The sequence below is a fragment of the Salinifilum aidingensis genome (assembly GCF_054782015.1).
On the sequence record NZ_BAAGTH010000008.1, the window covers coordinates 113,060 to 132,789 of the forward strand.

Sequence of the window (19,730 nt, forward strand, 5' to 3'; positions counted from 1 at the left end):
TCGACTCTGCCTAGGAGGGCTACGAGTCATGCCCAAGTCTAGCCGCGCCCAACGTCAGCCCGCGAGCGGCGACGTCTCCGTCTCCGAACTGCTGCCCCGACCGCAGCAGTCGCTCGCGGTCAGAATTCTCGGCCTGCTCTTGCGGTGCCGCACCGAGTTGACCGCTGTGGCACTCCTGATCGCTGCGTTCCTCTGGGTCGATTCGTTCGGCAACCCCGTCGTGACGTGGGTAGTGATGCTCGGCGTGCCCGCCGCGCTGTTGCTCGTGCCCCACTCGCGCCGGTTCCTCCTCGCCCGCATGTGGTGCGTTCTCGACCGGCACCGACTGCGGGCGGCCCTGACCCGCACGAAGATCCGCACGATGACCCGTGACGGGTCGTACCCGTACCTGCTGTGGGCTCGACCCACCAAGACGGGGGAACGCATCTGGGCGTGGCTGCCCGCCGGAATGGCAGCCACCGACATCGAGCGGTCCCTGGAGTTCCTGGCCCCGGCCTGCTTTGCCCGGAACGCCCAACTGCACAAACCGAAGAAGATTTCCACCTTCGTCGCGGTCGACATCGTCCGCCGCGATCCGCTCGACTCGAAACAGCCGGTCACCTCGCCCCTGTCGCGCTGGCGCAGCAACCACGCCACGTCCGGAACGAGCGTAACCCCGATCAAGGCCGCTCCCTCGGCGAAGGACTCGCACACAACGGATACGGACCGCGAAGCGAATTCCGCACCGCGCAGCGAAAGTGCAACGACCTCCAGCACCAAGACCGCGACGAAGCCCGCCACCACCCCTGCGGTGGTCGTGAACGGAGAGGACCTGAGCGACTATGTTGACTGAGAACGGAACCATCTCGGTACCCGTGGCTGGACTGTCGATCTACGATCCCGTGCACCTGGGCATCGACGAGCACGGGAACCGCGTCGACATCGAGCTGATCTACCGCAACATCCTGTTCGGCGGGGAGCCGGGTTCCGGCAAATCCAACGGGGTGCAGAACATCCTCGGGCACGCCTCCATGTGCCAGGACTGCCAACTGTGGCTCTTCGATGGCAAACAGGTCGAACTCGGGTTGTGGCGCAGCGTCGCTGACGTGTTCGTCGGGCCAGACGTCGACGACGCCATCCGGCGGCTGGAACAGCTCCAGGCGGAAATGGACCGGCGCTACGCCGAGCTGGACAAGGTCCGGCGGCGCAAGATCGGCCCGGTCGACCCGGTTGATGTGGTCGTGGCCGTCATCGACGAAATCGCCCTGTTCAGCGCCACTCTCGGGAGCAAGGAGCAACAAGAGCAGTTCGTGCGCCTGCTGCGGGACCTCGTGGCCCGTGGGCGCGCCGCCGGCATGATCGTCGTGGCGGCGACGCAGCGGCCCTCAGCGGACATCGTGCCGACCTCCCTGCGCGACATCTTCGCCTACCGCTGCGCCTTCCGGTGCACGACGGATGCCAGCTCGGACACGATCCTCGGCCGCGGCTGGGCTCAACAGGGCTACTCGGCCACCGCGATCGCCCCCGAAAACCTCGGCGTCGGGCTGTTGCTCGCCGAAGGCGGAGTGCCGCGGCGGATGAAGTACGCATACCTCACAGACCCGGACATCTACAGGCTGGTGGAGTACGCCCACCACATCCGCTCCCCGCACGCCGCGTAGCGGCCGCAGAACAAGCTTTTCGAAAACCCTGCGCATTCCTCACCCGGGCGGAGTGTGCCCAACACCGCTCGAAACGAGACCGAAAGGACAGCTCATGTACGTGACCTATCCCCTCGCCATTGCCGCGGACGAGGTCTGGCTGTTCGTCGAGTACGACGGCATCACCGAAATCGAGGCCTACCGACTGGGCATCAGCCCGCGCACGGGGGACTACACCGCCTTCCCCACAGACCAGTTCCACGCGGACGGCATCGTCCCCGTCTGCCGCGCTCACGGCGAACCCGTCGACGACCACGTCTGGGCCACCGTCACCGACCTCGAGGCGAACCCCGTATTTCCTGGACACCGCGCCACGGAGCGCCCCGAATGACCCAGCGACGCGTCGCCAGCGAAGCCCAAGTGGCCATGCAGCACCGCTACCGCTGCCCCCGAGGCCACGTGATCCGAGTCGACGCACTTCCGCCCGGCAGCACCGACCTCGTACGGCAGCGCTACTGGTGCGATTCCTGCGGGCTGTACCTGACCGGAACCCAACTCACCGACGAGGAACGAAACCCGTGACCGTCTCGACCACACCACTCGTCCCCAGCGCCGGCCCGGTGCTGGGGACGGGTGCTGTCGCCGAGCCCACCACACTGGCCGGCCTCGTGCACCGCGCCAGCCAACCCGACTACGACCGGTGGCTGGCGCACATCACCCCGGCCGCCGGTTGCCGCTTCCCCGTCCGACTCACCGGCCGCGCCCGCACAGCCGACGCGAACACCGGTGAAGTCCTCTCGGACCTGGATGCCACACGAGCCCCCGATGGCGTCCTCTACACCCCGTGCGGCAACCGCCGCGCAACGGTCTGCCCGTCCTGCGCCGAGACCTACCGCAGTGACACCTTCCACCTCGTGCACTCCGGCCTCCTCGGCGGCAAGGGGGTGCCCGAGACGGTGGCCGAGCACCCCACCGTGTTCGTCACCCTCGCCGCGCCCTCGTTCGGCGAAGTCCACGCCGCACACAAGTCCGGCAAGCCCTGCCATCCCCGGCGGAACCCCCACGTCTGCCCGCACGGAGTCACCTTCTCCTGCCTGCAGCGCCACGAATCCGGCGACGAGTACGCCGGCCGGCCGTTCTGCCTCGACTGCTACGACCACCACGCCCAAGTGGTGTTCAACTCCCAAGCCGGGGAACTCTGGCGACGCACCACCATCAACCTGCGCCGCGAGATCACCCGTCTCGGCAAGTCCTGCGGCGCTCAGCTGCGCATCTCGTTCGCCAAGGTCGCCGAGTTCCAAGCGCGCGGCGTGGTGCACTTCCACGCCCTGATCCGCCTCGACGGCTACGACCCGGACAACCCGGCAGTCGTCGTGCCGCCCGACCCGCGCATCCATCCTGGCGTGCTCGAGCAGCGCATCCGCCAGGCAGCAGAAGCGACCACGTACCGCACCCCGCGGCACCCGGACAAACCCGACGGCTGGCTGCTGCACTGGGGTCACCGCTCGATCGACACCCGCCAGGTGCAGCTGACCGCGCGCGACACCGACGAGGCCGGTGCCCTCTCCGACCACGCCGTCGCCGGCTACCTCGCGAAGTACGCCACGAAGGCCACCGAAGACACCGGCCACGTATCCCGCCGGCTCACCCACGAGACCGTAGGCCACTACGCCGATCCGCACACCCATCCCGGCCGACTCATCGCCGCGTGCTGGTACCTCGGCCAGCTCCCGGACACCGATCCCGACACCGAGCACGCCGAACTCCCCGACTTCTACGAGCGCCGGGTTGCCGAGCTCGACGATGACGTCGCCGAACGCCTCGCTTTCCAGCGCGCCTGGGCCCGGCTGCACCGGTGGGCCCACCAGCTCGGCTTCGGCGGGCACTTCTCCACCAAGAGCCGCCGCTACTCCACCACCCTCGGCGCGCTACGCGCCGCCCGCCGCGACTGGAACCGCACTCAACCGCAGCAGGCCCCCACCAGCACCGCAGAACCCGGCGACGAGCCCGACATTCTCACGCTCGGACACCTCACCTACGCCGGCATCGGATGGCACACCAACGCCGATGCCCAACTCGCCAACACGGCCGCGGCGAAGGCACGCGAGCAGCGACAGGCAGCACGTGACGCAGACGGGCAACGTTGATCCACTGTGTACGAAAGGGAGACCATGACCGTGAAACTGCTAGAAGGCCAGTGGTACACGACGGAGGAGTTGGCGAAAGTCCTCGGCATCGACGGCTCGACGCTACGTCGGTGGAGAACGATGGCCCCGCCACAGGGACCACCGTTCGTGCAGATCTCGGACCGGGTCACCATGTACCACGCCGAGGACGTCGAACAGTGGTTGGACGCTCGACGCGTCAACCCGAGCGAGGCGACCCGATGAGCACGACACCACCGGTCGGAGCGAATCTTTCGTCGGACGTGGAGCACCGGGAGGGACGCAGAGCGCCCTACCGCGCTCGGGTCCGTTGGATCGACCCGACGTCCAAGAAGCGCCGGTCCCGTTCAGAAGCCTTCGCCACCCGCGAGGAGGCCCAAACCTGGATCGACGGGATGAAGCGGGCTGCCGCCGGGGGCGTCACACCGGACGTGGCCACGATGACCCTGGCGGAGTACGGGGAGAGCGCGATGGAGTTCGCCTTGCGCGGCCTCGAGATGAAGACGCGCGATCCCTATCTGACGGGCTGGCGGCAGCGCGTGGTGCCGACGTTGGGGCACCTGCCGGTACGCATGATTACCAACGGAGCGGTAGACCGCGCGGTGCACAACTGGATCGCCGAGGGCTGTGGCAAGTCCAGCGTGAAAAACACGGTGGCCGTTCTCGTTCGGATTATGGAACAAGCCGTGCGGGATGGCATTGTCGACCGCAACCCAGCACGAGTTACCGGATGGCAATCGGCCTACCGGGCGGCTGAAGACGAACTCGAAGATCCGCGATCGCTGGCCCTCCCCGACTGGGGTGCTCTCCGGCACCTCGCCGATGCTCTGGTGCATCGGTCCTCGAACGAGTACGAGGGCTGGGGCGAGGTCGTCATCTTCGCCGCGTGCACTGCTGCCCGCATCGGTGAGGTTTCCGGCTGCCGGGCCGGCGACATCGACACCGGCTCGTGGACGTGGACGGTGCGGCGGCAGACCACGACGTCGCCCGGTGGTCTCGTGGACAAGGGGACCAAGGGCAAGCGTGCGCGGACCGTTCCGCTCATCCCCGAGGTGCGCGAGCTCGTCTCGCGCCGGTTGGCAGCCGTGGGCGACGACCCGGACGCCCGGTTGTTCACCGGCCCTCGCGGGGGGCGCATCAGCTCCGCTGTACTCCGCGACGCCACCTGCTGGGACGAGGTGGTTACCGAGCTCGGTCACGAGCACCTGCGCCGGCACGACCTCCGGCACACCGGGCTCACGTGGATGGCCGACGCCGGCGTTCCGGTGCACGTGCTCCGCAAGGTGGCCGGCCACGGCAACATCACCACGACCCAGCGCTACATCCACCCGAACCAGCAATCGATCAACGATGCCGGGGCCGCCCTGTCCGCATTCTTGAAGGGCGAGCGGTCCCCACGTGGTCCCCACTTGAGGGCGGTGTGATCGTGCGCGCTGATCTCGAATCAGACAAGAAAAGCCCGCTGACCTGTGCTTTCAAGCCAGATCAGCGGGCTTCGCCGTTGGTCGGGACGGCGGGATTTGAACCCACGACCCCCTGACCCCCAGTCAGGTGCGCTACCAAACTGCGCTACGTCCCGTTGCGGTGTGCCCCTACTCTAGCGCACGCCGCACCAGCGCGATCAGACCCCCCTCCTCAGCCGTTCTCGCAGCGCACCTGCTCGGTGAGCGCGACTGGGTTGAATTTCAACCAACACTGAAGTTGCGGATGCAAAAAATTCCGGACATCGAGCCGGCGCGTCCCGAGCTCGACACCCGAGCACCGCGTGCATCCGCGGACGAAGATCACTACCCTCCGCGGCTGAAGAACGACCACTCCCCCGCCCCGCGGCAGGCGTCCGCGCCGGCCGAGCGTTGTCCCGGAGTGCGGCACCGGCCGGTCGCCTCCGCCCGACAGCGGTGACTTCACCAGGAGGCCCACGTGAGCTGGTTCGACAACGCCCGGATCGCGGTCACCGGTGCCGCGGGCGGCATCGGCCACCAGACCTGCGCAACGCTCGCCGCGCGCGGCGCCCGGGTGTTCGCCCTCGACCGCGCTCCCGCCGACGTCGGGGAGCACGTGCCGTGCGACGTCACCGACGAGCACGACGTCTCCGCCGCCCTGTCCCGCGTCCTCGAGCAGGCCGGCGGTGTCGACGGGCTCGTCACCGCGGCCGGCGTGGTCGAGGACGACGTGCCCGCCGAGGAGATGAGCGCCGCGGAGTTCGACCGCGTGCTCGGCGTCAACCTGCGCGGCGTGTTCCTGGCCTGCTCCACCTTCGGCAGGGCCATGCTGGAGGCCGGCGGCGGCCGGATCGTCAACGTCGCCTCGATGTCCGGCAACCACGTCGTCAACGTTCCGCAGAAGCAGGCCGCCTACAACTCCTCCAAGGCCGCGGTGAGCGCGCTGACGCGCTCGCTCGCGGTCGAGTGGACCGGGCGCGGCGTGCGGGTCAACGCCATCTCCCCCGGGTACGTGCGCACCAGCCTCGTCGAGGGCAAGTCCGAGCTCTTCGACGGCTGGCTGCAGGGCACCCCCGCGGGCCGGTTCGCCACCCCCGAGGAGATCGCCGCGGCCATCGCCTGGCTGCTCAGCGACGAGGCCGCCTACTGCGCCGGCACCGAACTGCTCGTCGACGGCGGCTACTCCCTGTCCTGAGCAACGGGGTCCTGAGCAACGGGCGCACCGAAGATCTCCCCGGCATCTTCCCCGAATGCCCCGCAGAGCCCGACCGAAGCGGCAGAACGGACGGCTGACCAGGGCCTGCGCGCCCGCGCACCGCGCCTTCAGTAGTGTCGAGCGCACGACCCCGTTGTTGAGCCGGCCGGCGCCGGGTGCTGCCGCGGCAGCCACCGCGCTGGCCGTCCCGTGAAGGTCAAGGAGAGCTGGTGACGAAGTCCCTCCCCCGCACGGCCGCCGGGCCGTCCTGGTCGAGGAGTGTTCTGAACGCGGTGCGCGGTGCGCTGATCGGCACCGCGGAAACGGTGCCGGGGGTGAGCGGCGGTACGGTCGCGCTGATCACCGGTGTGTACGAAGCGCTCATCACATCAGCCGGACACCTGTTCTCCGGGGTCCGCCGGGCGGCCGTCGACCTGCCGAAGGGTCGCGGCCTGGGCCGGGCCACCGCCGAGTTCCGCGAGGTGCGGTGGGGCGTCGTGCTCCCCGTGGTCGTGGGCATGGCGTTCGCGGTGCTGGTGATGGCCCGCTTCATGGAAGGGTTCGTCACCGGCTACCCGGTCCACACGAGCGCCCTGTTCTTCGGGCTCGTGCTCGCGTCGCTGTGGGTCCCGTTCTCGCTCGCCGCGCGCGCTCCCCGGCCCCGCCCGGACCGCGCCGCCTGGGGCGGGCGCAACCTCGTCATCGCCGTCGTGGTCGCCGCGGCGACGTACGTGGTGGTCAGCCTGCCACCGAGCGATGTCGCGGCCACGCCGGTCGCGGTCGTGCCGGCGGCGATGGTGGCGGTCTCCGCCCTCATCCTGCCGGGGCTGTCCGGGTCGTTCATCCTGCTGACCTTCGGCCTCTACGAACCCACGATCTCCGCGGTCAACGATCGCGATCTGGCCTACATCGGGCTGTTCTTCCTCGGCGCGGTGATCGGGCTCGCTTCGATCGTGAAGCTGCTGCAGTGGCTGCTCGAGCACCGCGAGCAGATCACCCTGGTCGTGCTCACCGGTGTGATGGCGGGCAGCCTGCGCGCGCTGTGGCCGTGGCAGAACGACGACCGCGAGTTCGTCGCCCCGGACGCGCACCTGGGGGCGGGCATCGGCATGTTCGCGATCGGGTTCCTCGTCGTCGTGGCCGTGCTCGTGGTCGAGCGCCGCTTCACCTCCGAGCAGCCCGGCGGGCCCGGTGGTGACGCGTCGATGGAGGACACCCAGCAGATCCCGCGCACCTGAGCAGCACCCCGCGGCAGTGGCCGGTCCCCGCTCGGGGCCGGCCACTGCCGCGTCGGGGCCCGGTCGCGCTCAAGCCGTCAGCACGCGCGCTCCTCCTTCGGTCACCGCGAGCGTGTGTTCGGTGTGCGCCGTCGCCGAGCCGTCCGCGGAGCGCAAGCTCCAGCCGTCGGCGTCGGTGACGACGCGGTCGGTGGTGCGCGCGAACCAGGGTTCCACCGCGAGGGTCAGGCCGGGGCGCAGGAGCAGTCCCCGGCCGGCGCGGCCCGACCTCGTCCCCGGGGCAGGAGCCTCGCCCGCCGCGGGACCTGCGTGCCGGACGAGCACGTCGCAGCCGCCCACGCCCGGCAGCACTGAGCGGAACGGCGCAGGTGCGAGGCCACCGCCGGTGCGCAGCGCACCTCGGTAACCTGGGCGCGTGGCACGCAGCAGGCGATCCCCGCTGCCGCAGCGGAACGGAGTGGACGCGACCCCGGTCAAGCTCCCCCGGCAGGAGCAGTGGGACACGCTCTGGGCCTACCTGCGGGAGCGCTTCCACGCCTCCGCCGAGCAGCTGGCGGCGAAGTTCCGCGCCGGCGACATCGCCGACGCCTCCGGACCGCTCGGGGCGGACGCCGCGTTCGCGCCCGGCGCGAAGATCTGGATCCACCGCGAGCCGCCCGCGGAGACCCCGGTCCCCTTCGAAGTCGGGATCCTGCACCGCGACGAGGACATCCTCGTCGTCGACAAGCCGCACTTCCTCGCCACGACCCCGCGCGGGCAGCACGTGCTGCAGACGGCGCTGGCGCGGCTGCGCCAGCGGCTGGGCCTTCCGCAGCTCGTCGCCGCGCACCGGCTGGACCGCATGACCGCCGGGGTGCTGCTGCTGGTGGTCAACCCGGCGCGGCGCGGTACCTACCAGAAGCTGTTCCAGCAGCGTCGCGTGCACAAGGAGTACCGCGCGGTCGCGGGGCGGCGCTCCACTGCGGAGTTCCCGCGGGTGGTGCGCACCCGGCTGGAGAAGGAGCCGGGGTGCCGGGCGGCGCAGACGCTCCCCGGGCCGCCCAACAGCGCCACCGAGGTCGAACTGCTCGAGCAGCGCGGCGCTCTGGGCCACTACCGGCTCGTCCCGCGCACCGGCCGCACCCACCAGCTGCGCGCGCACATGAACCACCTCGGCACGCCGATCCTCGGCGACGACCTGTACCCGCGCGTGGCCGTCCGGCCCCCGGGCGAGTTCACCCGCCCGCTGCAGCTGCTGGCGAGCGCGCTCGAGTTCACCGACCCCGTCAGCGGGCGCGTGCGGCGGTTCGAGACGCGGCAGCACCTGCAGGCGTGGGACGACTACCGCGCGTGGGCGGCGGGGCGCTGGCCGGACCGGGCATGATCGTCGTCACTTGACGGATCGCTGCTTCCGCAGCAGGCTGTTCCGCCGGACATCGGTTCGATCACCGCGACCCGGGATCGTCGGCGTCCGCACCTGTCCGCCGCGGCCGTCCGCATCCCGGGCGACCACGGCGGGGTGGTCACCCACCACCGCCGGGATCGAACGATTCGCGATGCGACGACGGGATGGCAACGGTGCCGACTGCGCGACCGCGCGGCCAGGAACCCATCCGCAAGCCGGGGGTCTGGGCCGGTCTGGTGGTGATTCTGCTCGCCGGCGTCCCCTGGTACTTGCCGGAGGGGACGATCGGCCCGCTCGTGCTCGGCGTTCCGCTGTGGATGCTGGTCGCGGTGCTGTTCTCGGTGGTGCTGTGCGGTTTTCTCACCCGGGTGCTGATGCGCGACTGGCACCTCGCGGATGAGGACCGCTCCGCGGAGGAGGGCGCGCAGGAGGATCCCCGGACGAGCGGCGAGCAGGAGTGACCGTGCAGACCCCCACCTTCGCCGGATCCACCGGCATCGTCGTGCTGCTGCTGTACGCCGTGCTCATGCTGGGCATCGGGTTCTGGGTCGGTCGCGGCAAGGTCGGCAAGCGGCACGACCTGAAGAGCTACTACCTGGCCGGTGGCAACCTCGGCGCGCTGGTGCTGTTCTTCACGCTCTACGCGACCCAGTACAGCGGCAACACGGTCATCGGCTACGCACCCGAGGCGTACCGCGAGGGCTTCGCGTGGTGGCAGTCGGTGACGTTCTTCACCGCGATCGTCGGCGGATACCTGCTGTTCGCCCCGCGGCTGTACGTGCTGGCCAAGCGGCACTCCTTCGTCACGCCGAGCGACTGGCTGCGCCACCGCTTCCGCTCGCCCGCGGTGACGACGCTGGCGGTGCTGCTCATGCTGTGGGCGCTGGCCAGCTACCTGCTGGAGCAACTCATCGCCATGGGCCACGCCATCAGCGGGCTCACGGGCCAGACGGTGCCGTACCAGCTGGGCGTGACGGTCTTCGTCGGCGTGATGCTCGTCTACTCGTGGCTGGGCGGGATGCGGGCCGTCGCGTTCACCGACGTCATGCAGGGCATCGCGCTGCTCTTCGGCGTCGCGCTGATGCTGGTGGGTGCGTTCGTGCTCACCGGGGACTCGCTCGGGGGCAACACCAGCTGGTTCGCGCAGCACCACCCGGAGACGATCGCGGTGCCCTCGCTGACCGAGTCGGTCAACTGGCTGTCCATGGTCGTCATGGTCGGCCTCGGCATCGTGTTCTACCCGCACGCGGTGCAGCGGATCTTCTCCGCGCGCAGCGAACGCGCGCTGCGCACGTCGCTGGTCCGGATGGTGTGGATGCCGCTGATCACGGCCGGGGCCGTGGTGTGCATCGGGATCCTCGGCGTGCGCCTGTTCCCGGACCTGTCCGAAGCGGACTCCGAGCGGCTCGTGGGGTTGCTCGCCAACGAGGTCGCCGGGATCAACGTCGCGTTCTCGGTGGCGATGGTGCTGCTGTTCGGCGGTCTGGTCGCCGCGATCGTGTCCACTGCGGATTCGGCGCTGCTGAGCCTGTCCTCGATCGTCGCGCGGGACATCGTGGGGCGGCGCCGGCCGGACGTCGACGAGCACCGGCTGGTGATGACGGGCAAGGTCGTCGGGGTCGTGGTGGTGTGCCTGCTGCTGGTGCTGGCCTGGTTCCCGCCGAGCACTCTGGTGGACATCTTCGTGTTCAAGATCGAGCTGCTCGTGCAGCTGGCCCCGGTGTTCGTGCTCGCGCTCTACTGGCAGGGGCTGCGCGACCGGGCGGCGTTCTGGGGGATGCTGCTGGGCACCGCGGTGACGGTGACCATGACCTTGGCCGGCGTGCCGACCGTGTTCGGCGTGCACGGCGGCGTGTTCGGCCTGCTGGTCAACCTCGCCGTGTGCGTGCTCGGCTCGCTGCCCCCGCGGCGCGGCCGCTCCACCCCCGCGCGCACCGATCCCGAGGGCGCGCTGGTGTGATCACCGGCGGGCGGGCACCGCGCCGCTCCGCGGGCGCCGCCGGCTCACTCCCACCAGCGGCGGTGGTTCAGCCCCCGCTTGCCCGCCCGGCGCACGTCCTTGCCGAGCGCGCGGATCTCCCGGGCCATCCCGGGCGGGTATCCGTGCTTGATCGCGCGGTGCTCGGCCGCTTCGCCCATGTAGCAGAACGAGTAGAACAGCCCGACGAACAGCCCGAGCGCGACGGCGCTCACGCGGATCCACAGCGGTCCGGGCAGGAGCACGAGCAGGCAGAACGGGGCCAGCTGGGTCAGCGCCCGCGCCAGGTGCCGCAGCGGCCACGTCCGGGCCGTGACGTCGTGCAGCACCCACTCGGCGTGCCGGTCGGGGAGCTTTCCGCCGAAGGCGTACCAGACCCACTGCGCCGGGTTCGGGCGTTCACTGGCCACGACTTCAGGTTAGTCGCCGGGCGCGCCCCGATCGGGGAGGGCCCGGCGGGAACCGCGCCCCTGTTCGCCCCCGCGCGGTAACGAAACGGGCGGTGCGGCGATACCTCCGGTGAAGGAGGAGGATCACCGTGTTCATCATCGCCGTGACCGTGCTGACCGTGCTGCTCGTGGGATGCGTCATCTTCACCGACCTGGTGGATCAGGACGGGAGCGTGAACACCGGAAGTCTGCGACGCGCAGCCGACCAAGTGCTCCGGGCGGTGCGGGCCCTCTTCTCCGCGGCCCGTCCGCGCTGACCGGACCGCCCCGCTACCCCGGCGCGCCGAGCAGCCCGCGGCCGCCGAGGTTGCGCAGCAGCGCGCCGAGCCCGAAGGTCCACTGCGGACACTCATCGCACGGGGCGACCTCGTTGACGAGCGCGCCGAGCTCGGACGACGTGATGCGCACCCGGTCCCCCGAGTGGTGGGTGAACCCGTGACCGGGGACGTCGCGGTCCTCCGTCGGGGCGAACGCGGTTCCCGTGTAGAGCAGGAACCCGTCCGGGTACTGGTGCGTTCCCAGCGCCGCGCTCACGAGCTCCGCCGGGTCGCGGCTGATCTCGCGCATCGAGCTGCGCCCGTCGAGGACGAACCCGTCCGCACCGGTCACGCGCAGGTGCAGATCGGTGCGGCGCACCCGGTCGAGGTCGAAGTCCTCGTCGAACAGCCGGATCAGCGGCCCGAGCGCGGCCGAGGCGTTGTTGTCCTTGGCCTTGGGCAGCAGCAGGGCGCTGCGGCCTTCGACGTCGCGCAGGTTCACGTCGTTGCCGAGGGTGGCGCCGAGGACGCGGCCGTCGGAGCGCACCGCGAGCACCACTTCGGGCTCGGGGTTGTTCCACCGCGAATCGCGGGGAACGCCCACGCGCTCGCCGGTGCCGACGGCTGCGAGCAGGGGCGCTTTGGTGAAGATCTCCGGGTCGGGGCCGAGGCCGACTTCGAGGTACTGCGACCACAGGCCCTCCTGCTGGAGCCACTGCTTGACGGTGCGCGCCTGCGGCGAGCCGGGGCGCACGGAGGTGATCGTGTCGCCGATGGCGCGCTCGATGCGCGTGCGGACTTCGGCCGCCGCACCCGCGTCGCCGCCGGCCCGCTCCTCGATGACGCGCTCGAGCATGCTGCCCGCGAAGGTGACGCCGGCTGCTTTGAGCACGTGCAGGTCGGCCGGGGCCAGCAGCCGCGGGGCTTCGCCGCCGCGCAGCGTCGCCTCCAGGACGTCGGCGAGCGGCCACTCCCGGCGCGGTGCGGCTTCGCGCGCCAGGCCCACGGGGTCGGGGTGCTCGGTCAGGGCGCTGAGCGTGGGGGCGGCCTCGCCGAGGTCGACGAGCCGGTCCCCGCGGACGGCGACGACGACCGGGCCCGCTTCGGCCGGGTCGTGCACGCGGCCCACGAGCGTGGCCGACGGGTGATCGCTGGGCAGGGCGTCGCGCACGTCCGGCAGCACGGGCACTCCTCGCAGTCGGTGACCGCGACCAACGTAGCGCTCCCCGCAGGTGCGCGAATTCCTCCGCTCGACGCACCCGCGCTGCCCCGAGCGGCGCACGGCGCGCCGCGCCTGCCGCGGGGAGGACGTGCGCACCGGGCCGCGCGAGGACCTCCCCGCGCGACCCGGCCGCTGCGCGCCGGTCGGTTCAGGCGCGGGCGCCCTTCAGCGCACCGGCGACGCTGACCACGCGCCGGGCCTGCACCGCGGCGGCCGTGCGGGCGATGGCGTCGACCTTGTTCTCCCCCTGCGCGTCGGCGTGGCTGGTGCCGTAGGGGTTGCCGTCGATGAACTTCGACCCCTCGGTGAAACCGGGAGCGACGAGGACGCCGCCGAAGTGGTGCACCGTGTTGTACAGCGCGAGCAGGGTCGCCTCCTGGCCGCCGTGCTGGGTGGCGCTGGAGGTGAAGCCGCTGTAGACCTTGTCGGCCAGCTTGCCCTGGGCCCACTCGCCGCCGAGCGTGTCGAGGAACTGCTTCAGCTGCGCGGAGACGTTGCCGAAGCGGGTCGGCGTGCCGAGCAGCACCGCGTCGGACCACACCACGTCCTCGGCGGTGGCCTCGGGGATGTGCCGGGTGGCCTCCAGGTTGGTGCGCCAGGCCGGGTTGGCGTCGATCGCCTCGTCGGGGGCGAGCTCGGGCGCCCGGCGCAGGCGCACCTCGGCTCCGGCGTTCTCCGCCTCGCTGACCAGGCTGTTGGCGATCTCGGCGATCGTGCCGGTGGACGAGTAGTAGATGACGCTGAGCTTCACGGGCTCGCTCATGACGCGGTCTCCTTCTCCGATTGAATCTTCCGAAGAAGACACTACTGTGAACTTATCTTCCTAGCAAGAGTTTATATCGCGAAGTGATGCGGTAAACTCGACACGAGGCGCATCCCGGCACGACACGAAAGGACCCACCGGTGAGCACCAACGACCCGAACCACGCCGCGTCGACACCGATCGACCCGTGCACCGACGACAACGAGATCGTCACGTGGTGGGGGCTGGTGATCGAGGGCTACCAGGCCACCCAGGAGCGCCTCATGGAAGAGATCGCCGACCTGTTCGACCTCTCCCCCGCCTCCTTCGACATCCTCGTGCGGCTCGTGCGCTCCGCCGAGCACCGGATGCCGATGACGAAGCTCGCCCACGAGGCCGCGCTGAGCAGCGGGGGTTTCACCAAGGTCGCCGACCGGCTCGTGAAGTCCGACCTGATCCGCCGCGAACCGTGCGCGGACGACCGCCGCGTCACCTACGCCGTCCTCACCGAGCACGGCAGCGACGTCGCCGAGCGCGCGCGCTCCGCGTGCGCCGAGATCCTCCGCCGCCGCGTGCTGAACCCCCTGGGCGCGGAGGACTCGGCCGCGCTGGCCCAGGCGATGCGGACGCTCCGCGCCGCCAACGCGGCCGAATAGCCGGCACGTCCGGCGCGGTCACGCGCGCCGGTTCCTGCCGATCTCGTCGGCGATGGGATGGCCCGGGATCCGGGCCTGGTGCTCCGCGAGCGCGCCCTTCTCCGCCTGGCTCGCCTGCTGGGCCTTCTGCCCGTGCGTGCGCCCCTCTTCCGGTCCCGGCCCCAGCGGGACGGAGCGCAGCACTTCCTGGAGGTTGTCGTAGTCGGCGACCGGCATCGCGCGCAGCGCGCGCACCGTCACCGCGTCCGCACCGTGATCGTGCGCGTGCGTCACGATCCGGTCCTTGCTCGCCGGGAAGTCCAGCGAGGAGAGCGCCTGCTTCACGGACTTGCTGTCGGTGCCCATCATCGCTGTTCCTGCTGTTGTCGCGGGATCTGCTCGGGTGCGCACCGCCCGGCGGTGCGCACCCGGGGGCTACCCGCTCCCGGCGAGCCGTAACCGGGCCGGCCGCGGCGAGGGGCGCGACCGGCCCGGCGCCCGGTCACGCCCGCGACCGGTGGAACACCAGCCGGTAGACGAGCAGCAGGATCAGCGAGCCGATCACGGCCCAGATGAAGCTGCTCAAGTTGAACCCGGTGACCCCGCTGTTGCTGAACACCGAGCTGCCGAGCCAGCCGCCGAGCATGCCGCCACCGATGCCGATGAGGATCGTGACGATGATGCCGCCCGGATCGCGTCCGGGCATGATGACCTTCGCGATCGCGCCGGCGATCAGTCCGAAGATGATCCAGCTCAGGATTCCCATGAGTGTTCCTCCTCGCGCTCCGTGCCGCCTGCGCGTGTCCGAACAGGCTTTCCCGATCGCAAGTGTGGCACGCCGGCCGTGCCGGCACGGCCGGTGACGCCCCGGAACGATCACGGCCTCCCGGACCGCACCGCGCCGGCCGGACCGCACCGGGTGTGCCGCAGGCGGCCACCGGGTAGTCATCGACCGTCCACGAAGCTCGCAGGAAGGACGTGACCGGCATGACAACGGCCCGCGACATGATGACCGAGGACACCGTCACCCTCCGCACCGACGCCACCGCGGCCGACGCGGCCCGGGTGATGACCGAGCACGGCATCGGGTCGATCCCCGTCCGGGGGCACGACAACCAGCTCAAAGGCCTGGTCACCGACCGCGACCTCGTGCGGAAGGTCGTCGCTCAGGGCCGCGACGCCGGCACGTTCCCCGCGGGGGACCTCACCCAGTCGGAACCGGCCTCGATCAGCGCCGACGCTTCGGAGACCGAGGTCGTCGACGCCATGATCCGCCACGGCGTGCGGCGCCTGCCCGTCGTCGACGGCGAGCGCCTCGTCGGGGTCATCAGCCTCGCGGACGTGGTCCAGGTGGTGCCCGAGCAGCGCTCCGGGGAGCTCGTCGCGCAGCTCTCGCGGTGAGGCCGGTGAACGCGCAGCAGGCCGCTCCCGACGGGTGGGAGCGGCCTGCTCGCGCGGAGCGGGGAACGCGTCACCGCAGCTCGGTGACCGCGCGGATCGGCGGCCATGTGCTCGACCGCACCGGCCCCACGACGCCGGCCGATCCGCGGTCTCCCTCAGCTGAGGAGCCGGGAGTCCGGGGTCACCACGGGGAGACACCGCCGTAGAAGGTGTCCGGGGTGAGCTGGTGCTGCTGGCGCTTGACGCTGTCGCTCGCGTTGCCCTCGATGGTGGTCACCGTGTTGCCGTCGACGCTCTCCACGATGCCGATGTGCTTGCTGGTGTCCGGCGAGGAGGGACCGCTGCCGAACAGCAGCACGTCGCCCGGCTTGGCCTGCTGCAGCTGGTCGGCGCCGTAGGCGGTGCCGTGCTCCTGGCCGGCGGTGAACAGGTCACCGGTGAAGGCGTACTGCTCGCTGTCGATGTCCACGCCGGCGTCCTGCCACATCTGGCTGGTGAACAGGGCGCACCAGGACACGGCCTGCGGGGAGTACGGGTTGACGTTGTCACCGGTCTCCTGCGTGCCGATCTCGGCGCGGGCGTTGTCGACGATGCGGTTGCGCAGGTCCTGCTCGGCCTTGGCCGGATCCGGCTTCTGCTGCTGCTTCGGGGCCTGCTCACCGCCCTGCTGAGCGGCGTCCTTCTGCTGCTTCGGCGCGGCCTTCTGCTGCTGCGCGGCGCCGCCGGAGTGGCCACCGCTCTGCTGGCCCTGCTGCTGGACCTCGGCGACGGTGCGGGTCTGCTCGTGCTCCGCGTCACCCGAGGACCCCAGCGGGGAGGTGAACGCCGCTGTCACGGAGGCCACCGCGAGCACGCCGGCCGTGCCGACCGTCGCGAGGCCGAACGGGACGCGGTCGGCGAACTTCCGAATCGGGGTCTTCGTCTCGGAAACGTTGTTTTCGGGGGAATTCGAACCGTCGGTGTCTTTCCGCATGGCTCCGGGAGTTTCAATCGGGGGCATCTCGGAGTTCATTGCCCGACCCGTCACCGGCCCGAGGCAACAACCCGATGTTGCCGAAGGAACGCGCTCGCAGAACCGAGGTATCTACGGGGACGACTACCTAGAACGGCCGAATCCGCTGTGAGGCACCGCATGATTCCGGCGCAGCGCGCACGGTGCACCACGCTCCGTGTCGGCACCTCGTCGCCCGCTGCGCGCACGCGTGCGCGTGCGCGCAGTGCACGGACACGAGCGGGCAGGCGGGCCGCACTCGCCCCGGGATCGTGCCTCACCCGGCGCGGCGCGACCGCGCCGGGTGCTGCGCGCCCGACCGTTCCGAGCGGTCGACGAGGAGGAGGAATCCGACGAGAACCAGCACGAACGACACCGCCGACATCGGTTCACCGACCTCCGCATTCTCCGAAAATCGCCGCGGTTTCCATTTCAGCGGAGCGCGCTTCGCGCGGGAACCGCCGAACGGGTGGTTCGCGCCCGGCATTCTCGCCGAATTCGCTTCATCGCGGAACCGGACGGCTCCGGGCGCGCCGAACTCGGTTCGGCGCGCCCGCGGTGCCGGCGGGGCGCCGCAGGCGCGGGCAGTCCGCCGATCCGGGCCCCGACGTCCGCCGCGGCGGCGTGCAGTCCACAGCAGACGGAGTGCGCGGTGCCGCGCGGAGGGGGACGCGGCCGGGGCGACCTCCCCCGCGCGCACCGCGATCGGGTCCTCTACTGTGGATCACGCGCAGAAGGTGCGTCCAGAAAGGCATGGCTCATGATCTTCATCACCGCCAAGTTCCGCGTGCGTCCCGAGTCCGCCGACCGCTGGCCGGAGATCGCCGCGGACTTCACCCGCGAGACCCGCAACGAGCCCGGATGCCTGTGGTTCGACTGGTCCCGCAGCATCGAGGACCCCAACGAGTACGTGCTCGTGGAGGCCTTCCGCGACGGTGACGCCGGGGCCGCGCACGTGCAGTCCGAGCACTTCAAGACCGCGCAGCAGACGCTTCCGCCGCACCTGGTGGAGACCCCGCGCGTGATCAACGCCCAGATCGACCAGCAGGACTGGTCCGAGCTCGGCGAGATGGCCGTTCCGCAGGAGGGCTGACCCGCGCGGGTGCGGTGGGCGCCGCTCCCGCACCGGTGGGCGCTCCGGCCCGCGCTCCCGCACCGTCCTGTTCGGACGCCCCCGCGGGGCGCGGTCCGGCCCGCTCCCGTTCACATCGCGGATCCGGCACGCCGCCGCTCCCGCGTCCCGGCGCGGGAGCGGCGCCACAGCCACCAGGTGTCCGCGCCGAACGACCACAGCAGCGACACCAGCGCCAGCAGCGCCGCGCCGTGCGCCGCGGGCGCCGGCACCACCGGCGCCGCCGCGATCACCAGCAGCACGCCCTGCGCGGCCGCGACGGCCTTGCGGCGCCGGCTCGGCGGCAGCGCGGCGCGCATCCACGGCAGCGCGCGCCCGGCGAGGACGAACGCGTAGCGCAGCGCACCGATACCCAGCACCCACGCGCCCAGGTCCAGCGCGACGTACCCGCTGAGCACGAGGACGAGGAACGCGTCCAGCTCCATGTCGAAGCGCGCGCCGAACGCCGAGACGCAGTTCCGGCGCCGCGCCACCTGACCGTCCACCCCGTCGAGCACGAGCGCGGGGACGACGAGGCCGAGGAACACCCCCGCGGGGATCGGGCCCGCCGTGGCCTGCACCGCCTGCGCGGTCACCGCACCGACGAGCACCGCGCGCACCAGCGTCACCCGATCGGCTGGCCCCCAGGGAGCGGTGCGGGCGGTGCGCCACAGCAGCAGCGCGAGCCCGGCCGCGTAACCGCATCCGGCGGCCGCGCCGCGCGCACCGAGCGCACCGCCGGCGTTCAGCAGCGCCAACGCGCCGAGCTGCGCGGCCGTGGCGAGCGCCAGTTCCGCGGCGAAGCGACCACTTCCGGGAGTCGTCCGTGCCACCACGCACCCCAGGGTGCCGCGTATCCTCCCGGGCGAACACAGCAGGCGCGATCACCCGACGGAGGAAGCATGGCGACCTCTGCGCGCGCGTTCTGGCTCGCCCGGCCGGAGCAGGGCGAGATCCGCGCCGTCACGGTGCCCGACCCCGGCCCCGGCGAGGTCCTCGTGCGCACCCGCTACACGGCGGTCAGCCGCGGGTCGGAGGCACTGGTGTTCCGCGGCGGCGTCCCCGCCGACCAGCACCGGTTGATGCGCGCCCCGTTCCAGGAGGGCGAGTTCCCCGCCCCGGTCAAGTACGGCTACCTCAACGTCGGCGTGGTGGAGCAGGGCCCGGCCGACCACCTCGGCCGCACCGTGTTCTGCCTCTACCCGCACCAGACGCACTACGTGGTGCCCGTCGAGGCGGTCGTCCCGGTGCCGGAGGCCGTGCCGGCGCACCGGGCGGTGCTGGCCGGAACGGTCGAGACCGCGGTCAACGCCTGCTGGGACGCGGTACCGCTGCTCGGCGACCGCGTCACCGTCCTCGGCGCCGGCATGGTCGGCTGCTGCGCCGCGCGCCTGCTCGCCCGCTTCCCCGGCGTGCACGTGGAGCTCGTCGACGTCGACACCTCCCGGCGGGCGGTGGCCGAGGCGCTCGGCGCCGACTTCGCCACCCCGGAGCGGGCGGCGACCGGCCGCGACCTCGTGGTGCACGCCAGCGCCACCGAGTCCGGGCTCGCCCGCGCGTTGGAGCTGCCCGTCACCGACGGGACGGTCGTGGAGCTGAGCTGGTACGGCGACCGCCCCGTCACCGTGCCGCTGGGCGGATCGTTCCACTCGGGCAGGCTGACCGTGCGCGGCAGCCAGGTGGGCACCGTCTCGCCGAACCGGAACCACCGGAGCACGCGGGAGCGGCTCGCGCTGGCACTGGACCTGCTCGCCGACGAGGCGTTCGACGCGCTGGTCACCGGTCAGAGCGAGTTCGGCGAGCTGCCCGCGGTGCTGCCGCGCCTGGCCCGCGGGGAGCACTCGGCGCTGTGCCACCGGATCGTCTACGGTTCCGGCGAACCGGTGTCCTGATCGCACCGG

General features: G+C 71.3%; 25 protein-coding genes, 1 tRNA gene and 1 pseudogene. 17 read left to right on the top strand and 10 right to left on the bottom strand.

Annotation, left to right across the window (positions count from 1 at the left end; translation table 11 throughout):
• The first annotated feature begins 28 nt into the window (after positions 1-28).
• The 7 genes from ACYVJE_RS12630 to ACYVJE_RS12660 all read left to right on the top strand — a co-directional run bounded on the left by ACYVJE_RS12630 (position 29) and on the right by ACYVJE_RS12660 (position 5,208).
• Positions 29-832, top strand: a complete 804-nt coding sequence (locus tag ACYVJE_RS12630; protein WP_461144590.1) for a hypothetical protein — start codon at positions 29-31, stop codon at positions 830-832.
• The gene (locus tag ACYVJE_RS12635; RefSeq protein ID WP_461144591.1) at positions 822-1,640 is read left to right on the top strand and encodes an FtsK/SpoIIIE domain-containing protein; all 819 of its coding nucleotides are present in this window, start codon (positions 822-824) and stop codon (positions 1,638-1,640) included. The genes ACYVJE_RS12630 and ACYVJE_RS12635 overlap by 11 nt, the downstream gene beginning before the upstream one ends.
• Positions 1,641-1,734: 94 nt before the next feature.
• On the top strand, positions 1,735-2,010 hold the full coding sequence (locus ACYVJE_RS12640) for a hypothetical protein (RefSeq protein ID WP_461144592.1): 276 nt from the start codon (positions 1,735-1,737) through the stop codon (positions 2,008-2,010).
• A complete protein-coding gene (locus ACYVJE_RS12645; protein WP_461144593.1) occupies positions 2,007-2,201 on the top strand; it encodes a hypothetical protein in 195 nt (64 codons plus the stop codon). The genes ACYVJE_RS12640 and ACYVJE_RS12645 overlap by 4 nt, the downstream gene beginning before the upstream one ends.
• Positions 2,198-3,766 carry a replication initiator gene (locus ACYVJE_RS12650; protein WP_461144594.1) on the top strand — a complete coding sequence of 523 codons (1,569 nt, stop codon included), beginning with the start codon at positions 2,198-2,200 and terminating at the stop codon, positions 3,764-3,766. Before ACYVJE_RS12645 ends, ACYVJE_RS12650 begins: the two co-directional genes overlap by 4 nt.
• A 24-nt stretch (positions 3,767-3,790) precedes the next feature.
• Entirely contained in the window at positions 3,791-4,009 is a 219-nt protein-coding gene (locus tag ACYVJE_RS12655) for a helix-turn-helix transcriptional regulator (protein WP_461144595.1), read from the top strand.
• Positions 4,006-5,208, top strand: coding sequence for a tyrosine-type recombinase/integrase (locus tag ACYVJE_RS12660; protein ID WP_461144596.1), 1,203 nt, complete (start codon positions 4,006-4,008; stop codon positions 5,206-5,208). The genes ACYVJE_RS12655 and ACYVJE_RS12660 overlap by 4 nt, the downstream gene beginning before the upstream one ends.
• A 78-nt stretch (positions 5,209-5,286) precedes the next feature.
• On the opposite strand, the gene ACYVJE_RS12665 is transcribed toward ACYVJE_RS12660, so the two are convergent.
• Positions 5,287-5,363: transfer RNA gene (locus ACYVJE_RS12665), tRNA-Pro, on the bottom strand.
• Between the two features lie 341 nt (positions 5,364-5,704).
• Between ACYVJE_RS12665 and ACYVJE_RS12670 the strand changes: the two genes are divergently transcribed.
• On the top strand, positions 5,705-6,421 hold the full coding sequence (locus ACYVJE_RS12670) for an SDR family NAD(P)-dependent oxidoreductase (protein ID WP_461144597.1): 717 nt from the start codon (positions 5,705-5,707) through the stop codon (positions 6,419-6,421).
• A 230-nt stretch (positions 6,422-6,651) separates the two neighbouring features.
• Positions 6,652-7,659 (top strand): DUF368 domain-containing protein, encoded by a 1,008-nt coding sequence (locus tag ACYVJE_RS12675; RefSeq protein WP_459159365.1) that lies wholly within the window; start codon positions 6,652-6,654, stop codon positions 7,657-7,659.
• Between the two features lie 69 nt (positions 7,660-7,728).
• Here the strand turns inward: ACYVJE_RS12675 and ACYVJE_RS12680 are convergent.
• A pseudogene (locus ACYVJE_RS12680) lies at positions 7,729-7,923 on the bottom strand (type I methionyl aminopeptidase); the annotation flags it as partial.
• Positions 7,924-8,074: 151 nt separating this feature from the next.
• Here ACYVJE_RS12680 and ACYVJE_RS12685 point away from each other — a divergent pair.
• The 3 genes from ACYVJE_RS12685 (at position 8,075) to ACYVJE_RS12695 (ending at position 11,003) form a co-directional block, all read left to right on the top strand.
• Positions 8,075-9,022: a pseudouridine synthase gene (locus ACYVJE_RS12685; protein ID WP_461144598.1), complete on the top strand. Its 948-nt coding sequence runs from the start codon at positions 8,075-8,077 to the stop codon at positions 9,020-9,022.
• A 194-nt stretch (positions 9,023-9,216) separates the two neighbouring features.
• Positions 9,217-9,504, top strand: coding sequence for a hypothetical protein (locus tag ACYVJE_RS12690; protein ID WP_461144599.1), 288 nt, complete (start codon positions 9,217-9,219; stop codon positions 9,502-9,504).
• A 2-nt stretch (positions 9,505-9,506) separates the two neighbouring features.
• On the top strand, positions 9,507-11,003 hold the full coding sequence (locus ACYVJE_RS12695; RefSeq protein ID WP_459159361.1) for a sodium:solute symporter family protein: 1,497 nt from the start codon (positions 9,507-9,509) through the stop codon (positions 11,001-11,003).
• 44 nt (positions 11,004-11,047) lie between these two features.
• On the opposite strand, the gene ACYVJE_RS12700 is transcribed toward ACYVJE_RS12695, so the two are convergent.
• Positions 11,048-11,431, bottom strand: a complete 384-nt coding sequence (locus tag ACYVJE_RS12700; RefSeq protein ID WP_459159360.1) for a DUF5313 family protein — start codon at positions 11,429-11,431, stop codon at positions 11,048-11,050.
• Between the two features lie 128 nt (positions 11,432-11,559).
• Between ACYVJE_RS12700 and ACYVJE_RS12705 the strand changes: the two genes are divergently transcribed.
• Positions 11,560-11,727 (top strand): hypothetical protein, encoded by a 168-nt coding sequence (locus ACYVJE_RS12705; RefSeq protein WP_459159359.1) that lies wholly within the window; start codon positions 11,560-11,562, stop codon positions 11,725-11,727.
• A gap of 13 nt (positions 11,728-11,740) precedes the next feature.
• On the opposite strand, the gene ACYVJE_RS12710 is transcribed toward ACYVJE_RS12705, so the two are convergent.
• Both ACYVJE_RS12710 and wrbA read right to left on the bottom strand, forming a co-directional pair.
• Positions 11,741-12,910: a fumarylacetoacetate hydrolase family protein gene (locus ACYVJE_RS12710; protein WP_461144600.1), complete on the bottom strand. Its 1,170-nt coding sequence runs from the start codon at positions 12,908-12,910 to the stop codon at positions 11,741-11,743.
• A gap of 187 nt (positions 12,911-13,097) precedes the next feature.
• Positions 13,098-13,712 carry an NAD(P)H:quinone oxidoreductase gene (wrbA, locus tag ACYVJE_RS12715; protein WP_461144601.1) on the bottom strand — a complete coding sequence of 205 codons (615 nt, stop codon included), beginning with the start codon at positions 13,710-13,712 and terminating at the stop codon, positions 13,098-13,100.
• 140 nt (positions 13,713-13,852) lie between these two features.
• On the opposite strand from wrbA, the gene ACYVJE_RS12720 reads away from it, so the two are divergent.
• Complete coding sequence (locus tag ACYVJE_RS12720) at positions 13,853-14,347, top strand: MarR family winged helix-turn-helix transcriptional regulator (protein WP_459159356.1); 495 nt, start codon at positions 13,853-13,855, stop codon at positions 14,345-14,347.
• An 18-nt stretch (positions 14,348-14,365) separates the two neighbouring features.
• Here the strand turns inward: ACYVJE_RS12720 and ACYVJE_RS12725 are convergent, their stop codons facing one another.
• Both ACYVJE_RS12725 and ACYVJE_RS12730 read right to left on the bottom strand, forming a co-directional pair.
• Positions 14,366-14,695 carry a DUF2795 domain-containing protein gene (locus ACYVJE_RS12725; RefSeq protein WP_459159355.1) on the bottom strand — a complete coding sequence of 110 codons (330 nt, stop codon included), beginning with the start codon at positions 14,693-14,695 and terminating at the stop codon, positions 14,366-14,368.
• A 133-nt stretch (positions 14,696-14,828) separates the two neighbouring features.
• A complete protein-coding gene (locus ACYVJE_RS12730) occupies positions 14,829-15,092 on the bottom strand; it encodes a GlsB/YeaQ/YmgE family stress response membrane protein (protein WP_459159354.1) in 264 nt (87 codons plus the stop codon).
• A 221-nt stretch (positions 15,093-15,313) separates the two neighbouring features.
• Here ACYVJE_RS12730 and ACYVJE_RS12735 point away from each other — a divergent pair, with 221 nt between their 5' ends.
• The gene (locus tag ACYVJE_RS12735) at positions 15,314-15,727 is read left to right on the top strand and encodes a CBS domain-containing protein (RefSeq protein WP_461144665.1); all 414 of its coding nucleotides are present in this window, start codon (positions 15,314-15,316) and stop codon (positions 15,725-15,727) included.
• A 181-nt stretch (positions 15,728-15,908) separates the two neighbouring features.
• Here the strand turns inward: ACYVJE_RS12735 and ACYVJE_RS12740 are convergent, their stop codons facing one another.
• Together ACYVJE_RS12740 and ACYVJE_RS12745 are read right to left on the bottom strand one after the other, a co-directional pair.
• Positions 15,909-16,700 carry a CHAP domain-containing protein gene (locus ACYVJE_RS12740; protein WP_459159353.1) on the bottom strand — a complete coding sequence of 264 codons (792 nt, stop codon included), beginning with the start codon at positions 16,698-16,700 and terminating at the stop codon, positions 15,909-15,911.
• A 295-nt stretch (positions 16,701-16,995) separates the two neighbouring features.
• Complete coding sequence (locus tag ACYVJE_RS12745) at positions 16,996-17,205, bottom strand: hypothetical protein (RefSeq protein WP_461144602.1); 210 nt, start codon at positions 17,203-17,205, stop codon at positions 16,996-16,998.
• A gap of 273 nt (positions 17,206-17,478) precedes the next feature.
• Between ACYVJE_RS12745 and ACYVJE_RS12750 the strand changes: the two genes are divergently transcribed.
• Entirely contained in the window at positions 17,479-17,811 is a 333-nt protein-coding gene (locus ACYVJE_RS12750; RefSeq protein ID WP_459159352.1) for a putative quinol monooxygenase, read from the top strand.
• Between the two features lie 110 nt (positions 17,812-17,921).
• Here ACYVJE_RS12750 and ACYVJE_RS12755 read toward each other — a convergent pair whose 3' ends face one another.
• Entirely contained in the window at positions 17,922-18,665 is a 744-nt protein-coding gene (locus ACYVJE_RS12755) for a CDP-alcohol phosphatidyltransferase family protein (protein WP_461144603.1), read from the bottom strand.
• Between the two features lie 66 nt (positions 18,666-18,731).
• Between ACYVJE_RS12755 and ACYVJE_RS12760 the strand changes: the two genes are divergently transcribed.
• Positions 18,732-19,721 (top strand): zinc-dependent alcohol dehydrogenase, encoded by a 990-nt coding sequence (locus tag ACYVJE_RS12760; protein WP_461144604.1) that lies wholly within the window; start codon positions 18,732-18,734, stop codon positions 19,719-19,721.
• Positions 19,722-19,730: the final 9 nt, after the last annotated feature.

Excerpts from the sequence above, each read along its gene's own strand:
- ACYVJE_RS12630 (WP_461144590.1), top strand. The coding sequence starts at position 29 with ATGCCCAAGTCTAGCCGCGCCCAACGTCAGCCCGCGAGCGGCGACGTC.
- ACYVJE_RS12635 (WP_461144591.1), top strand. The coding sequence starts at position 822 with ATGTTGACTGAGAACGGAACCATCTCGGTACCCGTGGCTGGACTGTCG.
- ACYVJE_RS12640 (WP_461144592.1), top strand. The coding sequence starts at position 1,735 with ATGTACGTGACCTATCCCCTCGCCATTGCCGCGGACGAGGTCTGGCTG.
- ACYVJE_RS12645 (WP_461144593.1), top strand. The coding sequence starts at position 2,007 with ATGACCCAGCGACGCGTCGCCAGCGAAGCCCAAGTGGCCATGCAGCAC.
- ACYVJE_RS12655 (WP_461144595.1), top strand. The coding sequence starts at position 3,791 with ATGACCGTGAAACTGCTAGAAGGCCAGTGGTACACGACGGAGGAGTTG.
- ACYVJE_RS12660 (WP_461144596.1), top strand. The coding sequence starts at position 4,006 with ATGAGCACGACACCACCGGTCGGAGCGAATCTTTCGTCGGACGTGGAG.
- wrbA (WP_461144601.1), bottom strand. The coding sequence starts at position 13,712 with ATGAGCGAGCCCGTGAAGCTCAGCGTCATCTACTACTCGTCCACCGGC.
- ACYVJE_RS12725 (WP_459159355.1), bottom strand. The coding sequence starts at position 14,695 with ATGATGGGCACCGACAGCAAGTCCGTGAAGCAGGCGCTCTCCTCGCTG.
- ACYVJE_RS12730 (WP_459159354.1), bottom strand. The coding sequence starts at position 15,092 with ATGGGAATCCTGAGCTGGATCATCTTCGGACTGATCGCCGGCGCGATC.
- ACYVJE_RS12735 (WP_461144665.1), top strand. The coding sequence starts at position 15,314 with ATGACAACGGCCCGCGACATGATGACCGAGGACACCGTCACCCTCCGC.
- ACYVJE_RS12740 (WP_459159353.1), bottom strand. The coding sequence starts at position 16,700 with ATGCGGAAAGACACCGACGGTTCGAATTCCCCCGAAAACAACGTTTCC.
- ACYVJE_RS12745 (WP_461144602.1), bottom strand. The coding sequence starts at position 17,205 with ATGCCGGGCGCGAACCACCCGTTCGGCGGTTCCCGCGCGAAGCGCGCT.
- ACYVJE_RS12750 (WP_459159352.1), top strand. The coding sequence starts at position 17,479 with ATGATCTTCATCACCGCCAAGTTCCGCGTGCGTCCCGAGTCCGCCGAC.
- ACYVJE_RS12760 (WP_461144604.1), top strand. The coding sequence starts at position 18,732 with ATGGCGACCTCTGCGCGCGCGTTCTGGCTCGCCCGGCCGGAGCAGGGC.